The organism is Marinobacter sp. (assembly GCF_034669625.1).
Lineage (GTDB): Bacteria > Pseudomonadota > Gammaproteobacteria > Pseudomonadales > Oleiphilaceae > Marinobacter.
The window spans coordinates 173,822-186,860 of record NZ_JAXMOY010000005.1 but is presented as its reverse complement, the minus strand read 5'-3'; the positions used below and the strand labels follow the sequence as shown (position 1 = coordinate 186,860).

Below are 13,039 nucleotides of genomic sequence, written 5' to 3'. Positions count from 1 at the left end.
CTTTGCCAACTAATAACCTGTGAGGAATGTGTGGAATGACACAAACAATTATCGTCGCTGATGACCACCCGTTGTTTCGAGCAGCCTTGAAACAGGCGGTCAACCAGGCAGTGCCGGATGTAAACACAGTAGAAGTGGACAGCATCAAGGCATTACAGGCGGCGGTAGAGGCTAACCCCGATGCTGACCTGATTTTGCTGGATTTGAATATGCCAGGAGCGCATGGCTACTCAGGTTTGGTGTTTATGCGAGGCCAGTATCCGGGCTTGCCTGTGGTGGTTGTGTCAGGCTCCGAAGATTTGCAGGTGATGCGACGCTCTGTCGATTACGGTGCATCGGGTTTTATCCCGAAAAGCGCGCCACTTCCGACGATCACTGAAGGGATTCAAGCTGTTTTGGAAGGCGATGTGTGGCTACCCGAAGGCGTTGCCGACAAGATTGAGCGGATGCAGTCTGAATCCACCGACTTCTCGGAGCGACTGGCCTCTCTGACGCCTCAGCAGTTCCGCGTGCTGGGTATGTTGGCTGAGGGGCTTCTGAATAAGCAGATCGCCTATGATCTGGATGTGTCAGAAGCGACCATCAAGGCCCATATCACAGCCGTGTTCCGCAAGCTGGGCGTGCGGAATCGGACTCAGGCCGTTATTGCCATCCAGCAAATGGAGCTTGATCCTTCCGAGCAATCGCTTTCAGGAAGTTAGGTTCCGACGGTGTAAATGGTTGAAATGAAAACGGGAGCTTAGGCTCCCGTTTTTTGTCTCTTTGTTTTATAAACGCATCCTCCGAGGCTGTTTTTGACGGCCTCGGAGAGTTTTGCCGAAGTCTGGTCGGGAGTTAGCCGGCGTAACCCAGCTTTTTGTTCACCAGGTTAAATACTTCCGCACCTTGCGACCATTGGTCAAAGTTCTTTAAAAACTGCTCGGTCAGAGCCTTGTTCCAACCAATGAAATCACCCGCCATATGGGCCGTCATAATGACATTCTCCCGAGCCCAAAGTGGATGATCTTCAGGTAGCGGCTCTTCCTCGAACACATCGAGTGCCGCTCCGGCAATTTCTCCGTCATCCAGTGCTTTGATCAGCGCTTCCGTATTCACAATAGGTCCACGCCCGATATTGATCAGTCGGGCAGAGTTTTTCATCGCCGAAAAAGCTTTGGCGTCAAACAGTCCTTCGGTCTGAGGCGTTAGCGGTGCAGCAATCACCACAAAATCGGCTAGTTTGAGTTGCTCATACAAGGCTTCATTGCTGTGCACTGCGTCGAAATCCGGGTCGGATTCTCGGGCCGTTCTCGCAATCCCGTGGGGATGCATGCCAATGGCTTTAACCAGCCGGCCGATTTGCCGGCCTATCGAGCCGGCACCGACCACAAGTACGGTTTTGCTTTCAGCGCGTTCCGTATCCCGGTGCTTCCACTGGCGCTTGGCCTGCAGCCTGAGAGACTCGGGAAAGTCTTTGGCAAACATCAAAATGGAGCACAGCACGTACTCGGCAATGGTGCGGTCAAAGATGCCACGGGCGTTGGTCACGGTGACGTCACTGTCGATCAGGGCCGGGAACATCAGAGCATCGACGCCGGCACTGGTGGCGTGAATCCATTGCAGGCGATCGGCTGCGGGCCAGGCCGCTTCAAGAGCTTCGGTGCGGAAGTCCGTCACCATCATCACATCGGTTCCGGGAAGTGTGTCGCGGAGTGATTGTTCATCACAGGCGAATCGAATCTCGGCGTGTTCACGAAGAGGCTCAATGCCCGGTGGAGTGGGGTCATTAGGGGCGGTAAGCACGGTTACAACCGGTTTTCGGGACTCTGTCATGTCAGCTCCAGAATGGGTTGGCAGTCTGTACGTTTATGATTACACAGTCTGGTTGTCAGCAAAGCTGTGGTCAAATCAACGTCTTTACTTGTACCCCCGGGGCTTCGTGCTACGCTCGAGGTAAGCCTTTATTCCCCTGACGTGCAAGGAGGTGGACATGCCGGAACCGTTGAACAAGAGTGTGGGCCAGGCAACGTCTCGCAAAATGAAGTACCGGAAAGCGAAGGCCAGTTGGAATCCTTCGATGCAGGCCATTCCCGTATCGGGAATTCGAAAGCTTGTGAATATGGCCTCCAGCATGAAAGATGTTATCCATCTTTCGATTGGGCAGCCAGACCAACCAACACCACCGCACATTATCGAGGCTTACATTGATGCGCTGAACGCCGGACAGACAGGCTATACAATGGACGCGGGCCTGCCAGAGCTCTTGGTGGCTTTACGAGATTATTACGGCAAGCGCTATAACCGAAAGTTGACCCGGGACAACATCCTGATCACCAGCGGGGCGACTGAGGCGCTGTATTTGGCGATCTCGGCGACCTCGGCGCCGGGGCGACAGTTTCTTGTTACCGATCCATCGTTTCTTCTCTATGCGCCGCTGATTCGGATGACCGGCGGGGAAGTGAAGTACATCCCAACCTATGCTGAAAACAACCATCAGCTTGACCCCGATGATGTCATACGGGCTATGGGGCCTCGTACTTTTGCGTTGGTGCTTAACAACCCCAATAACCCCACCGGGGCGGTGTACCCCAGAAGTACCGTGGAGACGATTCTGGAAGAGTGCGCGTATCGGGGCATTCAGGTCTACGCCGACGAGGTGTACGACCATATGCTGTTTGATGACGAGGATTTTGCCAGTGTCCTGAGCTGTGCCGTCGACCTTGATAACATCATGTGTATCAGCAGTTTTTCGAAAACTTACAGTATGGCCGGTCTTCGGGTGGGGTGGGTGATCTCGAGTCAGGCGGCGATCAAATCGTTGCGGCGTTATCATATGTTTACCACGTCGGTGGCCAACACACCGGCTCAGTTTGCCGGAGTCGCAGCGCTCACGGCGGAACAGCATTGTGTGCAGGATATGGTGAACATTTATCGCGAACGTCGGGACAATATCGCCAATTTGATTGACCGTACACCTCACCTTACGGGTTACAAACCTGGGGGTGCCTTTTACGCCTTCCCCAATTTGCCACCCCATGTGGATGGCTCCGATGTGGCGCTGCGAATGTTGAAAGAAACGGGCGTCTGCGTGGTGCCGGGTGATGCCTTCGGTGACCATTGCTCCAACGCACTCCGATTCAGCTTCTCACTCAGCTGCGAACGGATGGATGAAGCTTTTGACAGGATTATCCCCTGGATGGCCAAACAGAAGTTCTGATACAGGACTGTAAGTTGTCAGCTCCCGGGAGATGCCGCACTATAGGAGTCTTCCGAGGAGGCTGATACATGAACGAAATACTTAAACCGATTGTGCGTTTGGCACTGATCTTTGCGGTTGTTGTGGCAAGCGGTTGTGCCAGTTTTTCCCCGTACTCGATTACCGAGGGTGAAGTGGAGCAGCATTTGAAGAATGCGGTTGCCAAATACGATCGCGAACAGCTTCAAAGTGGCTCTCCGCTCAGCCTCAGTTTGACGGACGCGGACATTACTCTGGGCCCTGATGGCCGTGATGTGGCGGTTATTGATCTGAAGGGGCAGGTTGCTCTGAATGCACTTTTGGCCAAGCTGCCGGTTGATCTTGCGCTCAAAGTAGAAGGCGCGCCGGTGTACGACAGCGAGGAAAAAGCGATCTACATCCGCCGCCTGCAACTGTTGGAAAGCTCGATTGATTCGCCGTTCTTCAAGGGCGATCTGGGGCCGGTGACCGACTCTGTCATGCGGGTTGTGGCGCAAATGCTGGAAACCATGCCGGTTTACCGTTTGGATGAGACAAATACGGCTCAGCGCCTGTTAGGTATTGTGCCGATGGATATCCGGGTTGCCAGCGGTCGTTTGGAACTTGTGATGGCGGAGTAGAATCGAGTCGCTGCATACAGGTAAAAAAAGGCCGGATGAACTTGTTTCATCCGGCCTTTTTGCTGTGGGAGAAAAGCTTGTTCAAGCCGTTGCTTTCAGCGCTTCCTCAAAGATACGGGTGGCTTCGTCAATTTGCGCCTGGTTAACGATCAGTGGCGGTAGCCAGCGTACGATTTCCTGATAGGGGCCGCAGCGCAACATCAGCAGACCACGTTTTTCACACTCCTTGAGAATGTTGCCGGCCCGCTCTCCATCCGGGCTGTCGCCGCGACGCATTTCCACTCCGAGCATCAGGCCCATACCCCGAATGTCCGCCATGTCTGGATAATCTTTTTTCAGTGATTCCAGATTACTGCGCAGGCGCTGACCCATTCGCTCAGCATTGTCGACGAGACCTTCTTCGCGGATCACGTCAATGGTGGCGATGGCTGCCGCGGCTGAAACCGCATTGCCGCCGTAGGTGCCACCCTGAGAACCCGGCCAGCCTTTGGCCATGGTTTCTTCTGACGCAGCCAACGCCGAGATGGGGAAGCCGCTGGCCAAGCCTTTTGCGATCAGGATGGCATCGGGTGTGACCCCGAAGTGATCGTGAGCCCAGAACTTGCCGCTGCGGCCGAAGCCGGCTTGCACTTCATCAAACACCAGCATGATGCCGTGTTGGTCGCAGCGTTCCCGCAGTCCTTGCATGAACTGGGTGTTGGCCGGGACATAACCGCCTTCACCCTGCACCGGTTCAATGAACATGGCCGCTGTTTCTTTGGGGGCTGAATATGTGACAAAAATCCGGTCCAGCTCTCGCAAACAGAAGTCGGTGGCTTCCTCTTCGCTCCAGCCATAGTGAAACGCGTGGGGGAAGGGTGCGACAACAACGCCGCTCATCATCGGGCTGACACCGGCCCGCAAACCAACACTGGAGGTGGTTAATGAGAGTGAACCCATGGTGCGGCCGTGAAAGCCGCCGTGAAATACGATGATGTTCGGGCGTTCCGTGGCTTGGCGAACCAGCCGAATGGCCCCTTCGACAGCTTCGGTACCTGCGTTTGAGAAGAAAAAGGCATTCAGCGGATCCGGCGTGAGCTCGCCCAATTTCTCCGCCAATTCCGGTAGCCTGGGGTTCATGACTGTGGTGGCCTGCGCATGAACCATGGTGGCGACCTGTTTCTGGGCCGCCTCCACTACTTTCGGGTGGCAATGGCCGGTACTGGTCACCCCGATTCCAGAAGTGAAATCCAGATAGCGACGGCCTTCAGGGTCGATAATGTAAGCACCTTCGCCTTTGGCGGCAGTGACACCTGTGGCTTGCTTCAGCAAAGGGGACAGCTTGCCCTTATGGTCGGTCATTGATTACCTCCCGGAATGAATTTGGAAACTCTTTAGCAGCCTAGTCACGGGGCCAGCCGTTTACAAATAGCGTCTTTGATTTCCTGAGTGTTGCGTTGTTCGCTGCCTTTTTCAGCGAGATCGGCGGCCACGGCATCAAACAGCTCTTTGCCTGCCGCCGTGAGTTTAGGGTCCTTACGTCCCAGCCATGCCAGCATGCGAGCTGTGGTGAAAAGCATGGCGGTGGGGTCGGCAATGTCTTTTCCTGCGATGTCAGGGGCGCTGCCGTGAGTCGGCTCGAACATTGACGGCATGTCGGGGTCGGTGGGGTTCAGGTTGCACGAAGGGGCGACTCCCATGCCGCCTGAGAGTACTGCCGCGAGGTCTGTCAGAATGTCGCCCTGCAAGTTGCTGGCAACAACCACGTCGAAGGCCCAGGGGCACTGAACGAACTTCATGCAGGCCGCGTCAACCAGTTCGTGATGAGTCGCGACATCGGGGTAGTCTTTACTGACGGCCTCGAAGACTTCCGTATACAGATCACCCCAATGCCTCAGCGCGTTTCGTTTGGTGATCACACACACTTGGCTTTCGCAGGTGCGCCCATCCAGGGTTTTGAAGCTTCTGGCGCGCCCTTGTTCGAAGCGTTCGGACGCTCGCGCTCGCGCTTGCTCGAAGCCGTAACGAATAATCCGTTCGGTGGCTCGGTGCGTGAACACTTCCATCTGGGTGGCGACCTCGTCTGTGCTGCCCTGACGCAGGCGGCCACCTTGGCCGACGTATTCGCCTTCACTGTTTTCACGGATCACCAGCATGTCGATGTCTTTAGCCCGGTCATCTTTCAGATACTGTCTTGCTCCGGGCAGGAGGCGAGCCGGGCGTTCGCAGACCCATTGGTCAAAGCCTTTTCGCATCTCGAGAAGGGGCGAGAGCGAGACACTGTCCGAGAGTAAGTAACGGTCTGGGTCGTTGACCGGGCCGGGGTCACCCAGTGCGCCCAGGAGAATGGCATCGTATGACTTTAGCTGTGCCAACGCATCGGCCGGCCAGCTTTCTCCGTGTTCTTCGTGCCAGGCATGAGAAGGCCACGGGAAGCGTGTCCATTCCAATGGTAATTGGTGTTTTGTGCGCAGAACTTCCAGACAGTGAATAGCGGCGGCAACAACCTCTGGGCCAATGCCATCGCCGGGGGTAACTGCGATACGGGTGGTTTGGGTCATTCCCGAACCTCCTGAACGGTTTAGGGTAAGCGGATTCAACAACCCCAGTGTAGCCCTGAAGTGTCTATATGCCAGTTCCCATAGACCACGAAATCAAGGCTCTGTTGTGTCTTGCGATCGATGATGGTTATAGTGGCGGATCGATGGCTCAGGCTTCTATTAACCCCTCGGAAACAGGATGTTCAAGTGCTCTACCGGATTCTCACGTTCATTGGTGCGCTCGTATTTGTGGCTGCTTTGTTTGGCTTGATTTGGTTCTTCTGCAAGAAGTTCCTTGAGCATCATGGCGTGCAGGAACACGTATCCGACCGGGCCACGGCTCTGGCGACCTGGACCTTTGCCGGTATTGCCATAGGGCTAGTGTTTGCTGTGGTGGGTGCGTTTGTTCTAGGGCCTTGGGCGTTCTACCGCACCCTGCTGGGCCATGACGTGAACATTTCCAGCGGGGCGGTTATCTGGTGGGGGTTTGGCATAGTCGTGCTGTCGTTAAGCATCACCGCCGCCAGCTTTATGGGGTTTCTGATGCTAGTCGGAGCCTATTAACTTTCTTGCAGGTCGCGCAGTAACTTGCGGAACCACACCAGAGCGGGCTCCCTTTCATAGGCTTTGTGCCAGTATAGGTGGACATCAAGCGATGGCATTTCGGCTGGCGGGGCCAGCACTTCTATCTCTGCGCGCTCGGCGATGATCTTGGCGTAGGTTTCCGGCATGGTCAGCAACAAGTCTGAAGCTTCTACGACGCGACAAGCCGCATAGTAGTGCTGACAACGCAATCGGATATCCCGCTGCGCGCCCTGGCGAGACAACGCAAAATCCTCTAGACCGAGTCCTTCGCTGCGCGACGAGACCAGTACGTGCTTGGCTTCCAAATAGGATGACATGGCCAGCCCCTTCTGTAGGGCTGGGTGTTTCTTGCGCGCCAGAACCACCAGTCGGTCTTGTTGCAGCAGCTCGTGACTGGTTTGGTTGCTGACGGGCAGCAGCACGTCAATGGCAAAATCCAGTTTGCCCGCTGCCAGCTGCGTTTCCATTTCACGCCTTGCCACGCGTTGGCTGGCAATGTCCATGTCCGGGTAGGGCGCCAGCCGGTTCATAAGTTTCGGTAGAAACGTCGACTCCAGAACGTCTCTCAGCCCCAGTGCGTAGGTCTTGCGCTGGCTGGCGGGATCGAAGGCGTGAAATTGGTTTACCGCACTTTGCACCTGATTCAGGCCAGGCCGCATCGATTCCAGAAAACGCCGCGCCAATGGAGTGGGCACCATTTGATTGCCTTGGCGGGTAAACAGCGGGTCATCAAAATGGTCCCGCAGCCTAGCAAGTGAGTGGCTCACCGCGGGCTGTGTCAGATGCAGGGCCTTGGCCGCGCGGGTCAGACTGCCTTCCCGATAAATCGTGTCGAACACGTGCAGCAAGTTAAGGTCGAGTCGATTAAGGGCCATAATGAACGTCCGTTTCTGAATAAGTCAGGGTAATGATAAACGATTAGAACAATTCAGTCGCGTAATAGCATGTTGCCTCATAGACTGTCTGCCTTTTGATTGAACGGGCGCCCCGGAAAGTGGGGCCGGTAAGCGCGAGGAGCTGCACCATGGATTTTAATATTTCCGAGAAGGGCCAAGATTATCTGACGCGCGTGAAAGCGTTCATGCGAGACGAAATCTACCCGATTGAAGAGCAGTACTATAAGGAGCTGGCGTCCCAGGAAAACCGGTGGGTGGTTCTGCCGATCATCAAAGAGTTGAAAGAAAAAGCCAAAGCCCAAGGCCTTTGGAACATGTTCTTCCCGGACGAGAAGCACGGTTGTGGTCTGCTGAACTCCGATTACGCCTTGATTGCCGAAGAAACCGGCCGCAGCTTCATTGCTCCGGAGATCTTCAACTGCAACGCGCCAGACACCGGCAATATGGAAGTGCTGATCCACTACGGATCAGAAGAACAGAAAACGCAATGGCTGCCCAGGCTGATGAGTGGCGATGTCCGTTCTGCGTTCTTCATGACTGAGCCGGCCGTTGCCTCCTCTGATGCGACCAACATGGAAGCCTCTGCTGTTGTGGATGGCGGCGAAGTGGTCCTGAACGGCCGCAAATGGTGGAGCACCGGTGTTGGACACCCCGACTGTAAAGTGGGTATCTTCATGGGCGTCACTGATCCCGACGCCCAGAAACACCGCCGCCATTCTATGGTGCTGGTGCCGCTGGACACCCCGGGCATCACCATCGAACGCATGCTGCCGGTATTCGGTGCCTACGACGAGCCCTATGGTCACGGCCAGGTGCTGTTTGAAAACGTCCGTCTGCCCAAGAACGCCATCATTGCAGGCCCTGGCCGTGGTTTCGAAATCGCCCAAGGTCGCTTGGGGCCAGGTCGTGTGCACCACTGCATGCGTGCGATCGGCGCTGCCGAGCGTACCCTGGAGTTGATGATAAAGCGTTCCCAGAGCCGCGAGGCGTTCGGTCGTCCGCTGGCGAAACTCGGCGGCAACCCGGACATTATCGCCAATGCCCGTATGAACATCGAACAGGCGCGATTGTTGACGTTGAAGTGTGCTTGGGCGCTGGATACCAAAGGCATTGCGGGGGCGTTACAGGAGGTTTCCATGATCAAGGCTGTGGTGCCTGCAATGCTGCAGCAGATTGTGGATGATGCGATTCAGATTCACGGTGGTGCAGGCGTCAGCGATGATGATTTCCCGCTGACAGCACTGTTCGGCTATGCTCGGGTTCTGCGATTGGCTGACGGCCCGGATGAGGTTCATCGGGCGATGGTGACCCGACTCGAGCTTCGCAAATATAAGTAAGTGTTCACTTGGGTGATTGCGGCGTCCTGGCCTGGAGGTCAGGTGCCGGATGCCGGCGGTGTGATGCTTGCTCGGATGACCATAACAAATTCCAAAATAAACGGAGAAAAACACGAATGACACAGCGAGTATTCATAACCGGCGGGGCCAGTGGCTTGGGCCGGGCGATTGCATTGCGGTATGCGAAGGAAGGGGCCAAGGTCTGCATCGGGGATATTAACCCGGAGCAGGGCGTTGCGGTTGAGGCAGAACTGAACAACGCCGGTGGCGAAGGTTACTTTGTAGAGTGCGATGTTCGTCGCCTGAGCGACTTCGAAAAAGTCCGGGACGACCTGGTGAAGAAGTGGGGCGGTGTGGACGTTGTGGTAAACAACGCTGGCGTCGGCTCCGCCGGGGCTATTGAAGACACCACCATCGGTGATTGGGAGTGGATTCTCGATATCAACGTACTCGGCGTTGTGCGTGGCTGTAAAGCCTTTACTCCTCTGTTCAAAGAGCAAGGGTCTGGCGCGTTCGTAAATATCGCCTCTATGGCTGGGCTGATGCTCGCGCCTTTGATGAACAGCTACAACGTATCCAAGGCCGCTGTGATTGCGCTGTCAGAAACCCTGAGCCAGGAATTGCGGGATGCCGGTATCCAGGTCAGTTGCGTATGCCCGGCGTTTTTCCCGACGAATCTGACGACCGGTATGCGCTCGGATATTCCGGGGATCCAGCAGAACGTCAACAAGCTGATGAAACGATCTGGCATCACTGCGGAAAACGTCGCTGACGATATCTTTCGCAGCGTGAAGAACAATGATTTTTGGGTCTTGCCTCATGCAAAAGAGCGCCGGATGTGGATGCTCAAACGCCATGCACCGAAAGCGTTTGATTGGTTGATGCATCAGGAATCCAAGCGTTGGATGAACAAGATGGGAGGCAAAAGCAACGCCTGATAAGCCGAGCTTGCCCGCAGGATCACAGGAGAGAAAGAATGACACAGATTGATCAGGCCGTAGACATTCGGGAAGGCGAAGAGCTGGACATCCAGGTGGTTGACCAGTTCATGAAACAGGCTATTCCCGGATTGGTCGGCCAGCCCACCATCAAGCAGTACCCGGGTGGTGCGTCGAACCTGACCTATCAGGTGGACTACGGTGACCAGTCCTATGTACTTCGCCGCCCGCCGTTCGGAAAAATTGCCAAATCAGCCCACGACATGCTGCGCGAAGCGCGGGTGATGGAGGCTTTGAAGCCGGTTTATCCCTACGTACCAAACATTGTCGCCATCTGTGACGATCACAGCGTACTCGGCTGTGATTTTTACGTGATGGAGCGGCTCAAGGGCATCATCCTGCGTCAGGATTTCCCCAGTGACCTGGAGCTAAGCGAAGCGGACACCCGCAAGCTGTGTTTGAACGTGATCGACAAGCTGGTTGACCTTCACACCGTTGACGCGAAAGCCGCGGGACTGGACACGCTGGGCAAAGGTGCCGGTTATGTTCAGCGCCAGATTGGTGGATGGAGTGACCGGTTCCGCAAGGCGCGCACGGAAGATGTGGGTGACTTCGAAGCGGTGATGAGCTGGCTGAACGATAAAATGCCCGATGACGTGGCCCAAGTGGTTATCCATAACGACTATCGCTTTGATAACGTGGTGCTGAACGCTGATAACCCGTTTGAAGTGATGGGGGTGTTGGACTGGGAAATGGCCACCATCGGGGATCCATTGATGGATTTGGGGAATACTCTGGCTTATTGGATTGAAGCGGATGACGAAGGCCCGTTCCATATGTTGCGCCGTCAGCCCACCCACCAGCCGGGCATGTTGACCCGCAAGGAAGTGGTGGAGTACTACATGGAAAAATCCGGTTTCCGGGCGAATAACTTTGATTTCTATGAAATCTACGGTTTGTTTCGGTTGGCAGTGATTGTTCAGCAGATCTACTACCGTTACTACAACGGTCAAACCAAGGACAAGCGCTTTGCCGCCTTTGGTCACGCGGCCAACTATCTTGAAAAGCGCTGTCTGCGCTTGATTAGCGAGAGCACTCTGTAATGGCGACGATCTATCTGGTGCGTCACGGTCAGGCGAGCTTCGGCAAAGAAAATTACGATCAGCTTTCAACGCGAGGCTGGGAACAAGGCAAGGTGTTGGGCCGTTGGCTGGCGGATAAAGTGGAGCCTGGCGCCATCTTTGGTGGCGATCTCCAGCGCCATCGCGAGACCGTGGAAGCGCTGACAACCGGTTATGGTGCGGCCTTGCCGGACATGCAGGTGCTCGAAGGCCTGAACGAGTTTGATCATGTTGAGGTGGTGGAGCGCCTGCACCCCGAGTGGGCGGATAAGCAAGCGATGGCGCGGGATCTGGCAAGTTTTCCAAAGCCGGCGCTGGCGTTCCAGACGGCTTTCGAGAAGGCGGTGAAGCGCTGGGTAAGCGGCGAATACGATGGCGAATACGCCGAAACCTGGCATGGCTTCAAACAGCGGGTGAATCAGGCACTGGATCAGCTGGTCGAGATGGCCGATGGCACAGACGTGATTGTCTCCACGTCGGGTGGGCCTATTGCGGTCATTGCCCAGTATTTACTGGAGCTTTCAGACCAAAAAGCGCTGGAAATGAACAACGTGATCGCCAATACCAGCGTCTCCCGCATTCTTTATTCCGGCTCCCGACGCAGTCTGGCCGTATTCAATAACTACAGCCACCTTGAAGCGGAAAACCCCGCTCTGGTGACATACCGATAACACTGAGGAATAACTATGAGCAACGCGAACCTGTTTGATCTGACCGGAAAAGTTGCCCTGATAACCGGTGCCAGCCGTGGCATTGGCGAAAGCATTGCCCGTACTTTGGCAACCTACGGTGCTCACGTGATCGTCAGTAGCCGAAAAATTGATGACTGCGAAACCGTCGCCAGCAGTATTCGTGAGGCAGGCGGAAGTGCCGAAGCCCTTGCCTGCCATATTGGTGAAATGGATCAGATCGAAGCTACCTGGGAGCACATTGCCCAAACGCACGGGAAGTTGGATATTCTGGTGAACAACGCAGCCGCCAACCCTTACTTTGGACCCGTTGAAGATACCGACCTGGGGGCCTTCCAGAAGACCGTGGACGTCAATATTCGTGGTTACTTCTTCATGTGCGCCCGCGGTGCCCAGTTGATGAAGAAAAACGGCGGTGGCTCCATCGTGAACGTCGCGTCTGTGAACGGTGTGAACCCGGGACATTTCCAGGGCATTTACTCGGTAACCAAGGCCGCGGTCATCTCTATGACCAGGTCTTTCGCCATGGAGTTGGGACAGCAGAATGTGCGGGTTAACGCCCTGCTGCCAGGCCTGACAGATACCAAATTCGCCAGCGCGCTGACCACCAATGATGCAATCAAGAAACAAGCCATGGCACATATCCCCATGAAGCGTGTTGCTGATCCGGACGAAATGGCGGGCACCGTTCTTTATCTGGTGTCGAATGCCTCCAGCTATACGACAGGCGCCTGCATCAATGCGGACGGCGGTTATCTGACGATCTGATTTCAAGGGTATAATGAGATGGCCGGGAGGGTTCTAGCTCTCCCGGCTTTTTTGTTTTGAAAGAAATTAGCCGAGAACTCTTGATGTCAAAGTTTACCGTTATCCGCGCCCGTCGCCTGATTTTTGCACTTTATATGTCCGGCATGATGTCTCTGATGATGTCGGGTACCATCACCCTGATCAATACTGGACTGGCCGACGGGTTCGTGGTTCGCTGGGGCTGTGCGTTTTTGGTCGCCTGGGCCGTTTCGTTTCCGTTGGTGATCTTTGTCGCTCCGCTTGCAGGCAAGCTGGCCGATGCAACGATCGAAAAGATATCAGGGCCTGATAGCAATACCTGATCAAATTGAAG

Annotated in this window: 14 protein-coding genes; 10 read left to right on the top strand and 4 right to left on the bottom strand. The window is 55.3% G+C overall.

Features of this window, described 5'->3' with window-relative positions:
* The first annotated feature begins 35 nt into the window (after positions 1-35).
* Complete coding sequence (locus VOI14_RS06620; RefSeq protein WP_323751241.1) at positions 36-701, top strand: response regulator transcription factor; 666 nt, start codon at positions 36-38, stop codon at positions 699-701.
* A 133-nt stretch (positions 702-834) separates the two neighbouring features.
* Here the strand turns inward: VOI14_RS06620 and VOI14_RS06615 are convergent, their stop codons facing one another.
* Positions 835-1,812, bottom strand: coding sequence for a D-2-hydroxyacid dehydrogenase (locus VOI14_RS06615; RefSeq protein ID WP_323751240.1), 978 nt, complete (start codon positions 1,810-1,812; stop codon positions 835-837).
* A 157-nt stretch (positions 1,813-1,969) separates the two neighbouring features.
* On the opposite strand from VOI14_RS06615, the gene VOI14_RS06610 reads away from it, so the two are divergent.
* Positions 1,970-3,196, top strand: a complete 1,227-nt coding sequence (locus tag VOI14_RS06610; protein ID WP_133006236.1) for a pyridoxal phosphate-dependent aminotransferase — start codon at positions 1,970-1,972, stop codon at positions 3,194-3,196.
* A 68-nt stretch (positions 3,197-3,264) separates the two neighbouring features.
* The gene (locus tag VOI14_RS06605) at positions 3,265-3,834 is read left to right on the top strand and encodes a DUF1439 domain-containing protein (protein WP_223133854.1); all 570 of its coding nucleotides are present in this window, start codon (positions 3,265-3,267) and stop codon (positions 3,832-3,834) included.
* 81 nt (positions 3,835-3,915) lie between these two features.
* Here VOI14_RS06605 and VOI14_RS06600 read toward each other — a convergent pair whose 3' ends face one another.
* Both VOI14_RS06600 and VOI14_RS06595 read right to left on the bottom strand, forming a co-directional pair.
* Positions 3,916-5,175: an aspartate aminotransferase family protein gene (locus VOI14_RS06600; RefSeq protein ID WP_323751239.1), complete on the bottom strand. Its 1,260-nt coding sequence runs from the start codon at positions 5,173-5,175 to the stop codon at positions 3,916-3,918.
* Between the two features lie 44 nt (positions 5,176-5,219).
* Positions 5,220-6,374: an isocitrate/isopropylmalate dehydrogenase family protein gene (locus tag VOI14_RS06595; protein ID WP_323751238.1), complete on the bottom strand. Its 1,155-nt coding sequence runs from the start codon at positions 6,372-6,374 to the stop codon at positions 5,220-5,222.
* A gap of 186 nt (positions 6,375-6,560) precedes the next feature.
* On the opposite strand from VOI14_RS06595, the gene VOI14_RS06590 reads away from it, so the two are divergent.
* Positions 6,561-6,917 (top strand): hypothetical protein, encoded by a 357-nt coding sequence (locus tag VOI14_RS06590; RefSeq protein ID WP_323751237.1) that lies wholly within the window; start codon positions 6,561-6,563, stop codon positions 6,915-6,917.
* Here the strand turns inward: VOI14_RS06590 and VOI14_RS06585 are convergent.
* Positions 6,914-7,813: a LysR family transcriptional regulator gene (locus VOI14_RS06585; RefSeq protein WP_323751236.1), complete on the bottom strand. Its 900-nt coding sequence runs from the start codon at positions 7,811-7,813 to the stop codon at positions 6,914-6,916. The genes VOI14_RS06590 and VOI14_RS06585 overlap by 4 nt on opposite strands.
* A 149-nt stretch (positions 7,814-7,962) precedes the next feature.
* Between VOI14_RS06585 and VOI14_RS06580 the strand changes: the two genes are divergently transcribed.
* The 6 genes from VOI14_RS06580 to VOI14_RS06555 all read left to right on the top strand — a co-directional run bounded on the left by VOI14_RS06580 (position 7,963) and on the right by VOI14_RS06555 (position 13,028).
* Positions 7,963-9,171, top strand: a complete 1,209-nt coding sequence (locus VOI14_RS06580) for an acyl-CoA dehydrogenase family protein (protein ID WP_323751235.1) — start codon at positions 7,963-7,965, stop codon at positions 9,169-9,171.
* A 116-nt stretch (positions 9,172-9,287) separates the two neighbouring features.
* Positions 9,288-10,109: an SDR family oxidoreductase gene (locus VOI14_RS06575; protein ID WP_323751234.1), complete on the top strand. Its 822-nt coding sequence runs from the start codon at positions 9,288-9,290 to the stop codon at positions 10,107-10,109.
* A gap of 38 nt (positions 10,110-10,147) precedes the next feature.
* Positions 10,148-11,212, top strand: coding sequence for a phosphotransferase family protein (locus tag VOI14_RS06570; protein WP_323751233.1), 1,065 nt, complete (start codon positions 10,148-10,150; stop codon positions 11,210-11,212).
* A complete protein-coding gene (locus VOI14_RS06565; RefSeq protein ID WP_323751232.1) occupies positions 11,212-11,901 on the top strand; it encodes a histidine phosphatase family protein in 690 nt (229 codons plus the stop codon). Before VOI14_RS06570 ends, VOI14_RS06565 begins: the two co-directional genes overlap by 1 nt.
* A 15-nt stretch (positions 11,902-11,916) precedes the next feature.
* Entirely contained in the window at positions 11,917-12,687 is a 771-nt protein-coding gene (locus VOI14_RS06560) for an SDR family oxidoreductase (RefSeq protein ID WP_323751231.1), read from the top strand.
* 83 nt (positions 12,688-12,770) lie between these two features.
* Positions 12,771-13,028: a DUF2798 domain-containing protein gene (locus tag VOI14_RS06555; RefSeq protein ID WP_323751230.1), complete on the top strand. Its 258-nt coding sequence runs from the start codon at positions 12,771-12,773 to the stop codon at positions 13,026-13,028.
* Positions 13,029-13,039 lie beyond the last annotated feature (11 nt).

Bases quoted from the DNA above. Each gene is read 5' to 3' on its own strand.
- VOI14_RS06620 (WP_323751241.1), top strand. From the start codon at position 36: ATGACACAAACAATTATCGTCGCTGATGACCACCCGTTGTTTCGAGCA.
- VOI14_RS06615 (WP_323751240.1), bottom strand. From the start codon at position 1,812: ATGACAGAGTCCCGAAAACCGGTTGTAACCGTGCTTACCGCCCCTAAT.
- VOI14_RS06610 (WP_133006236.1), top strand. From the start codon at position 1,970: ATGCCGGAACCGTTGAACAAGAGTGTGGGCCAGGCAACGTCTCGCAAA.
- VOI14_RS06605 (WP_223133854.1), top strand. From the start codon at position 3,265: ATGAACGAAATACTTAAACCGATTGTGCGTTTGGCACTGATCTTTGCG.
- VOI14_RS06600 (WP_323751239.1), bottom strand. From the start codon at position 5,175: ATGACCGACCATAAGGGCAAGCTGTCCCCTTTGCTGAAGCAAGCCACA.
- VOI14_RS06595 (WP_323751238.1), bottom strand. From the start codon at position 6,374: ATGACCCAAACCACCCGTATCGCAGTTACCCCCGGCGATGGCATTGGC.
- VOI14_RS06585 (WP_323751236.1), bottom strand. From the start codon at position 7,813: ATGGCCCTTAATCGACTCGACCTTAACTTGCTGCACGTGTTCGACACG.
- VOI14_RS06580 (WP_323751235.1), top strand. From the start codon at position 7,963: ATGGATTTTAATATTTCCGAGAAGGGCCAAGATTATCTGACGCGCGTG.
- VOI14_RS06575 (WP_323751234.1), top strand. From the start codon at position 9,288: ATGACACAGCGAGTATTCATAACCGGCGGGGCCAGTGGCTTGGGCCGG.
- VOI14_RS06570 (WP_323751233.1), top strand. From the start codon at position 10,148: ATGACACAGATTGATCAGGCCGTAGACATTCGGGAAGGCGAAGAGCTG.
- VOI14_RS06565 (WP_323751232.1), top strand. From the start codon at position 11,212: ATGGCGACGATCTATCTGGTGCGTCACGGTCAGGCGAGCTTCGGCAAA.
- VOI14_RS06560 (WP_323751231.1), top strand. From the start codon at position 11,917: ATGAGCAACGCGAACCTGTTTGATCTGACCGGAAAAGTTGCCCTGATA.
- VOI14_RS06555 (WP_323751230.1), top strand. From the start codon at position 12,771: ATGTCAAAGTTTACCGTTATCCGCGCCCGTCGCCTGATTTTTGCACTT.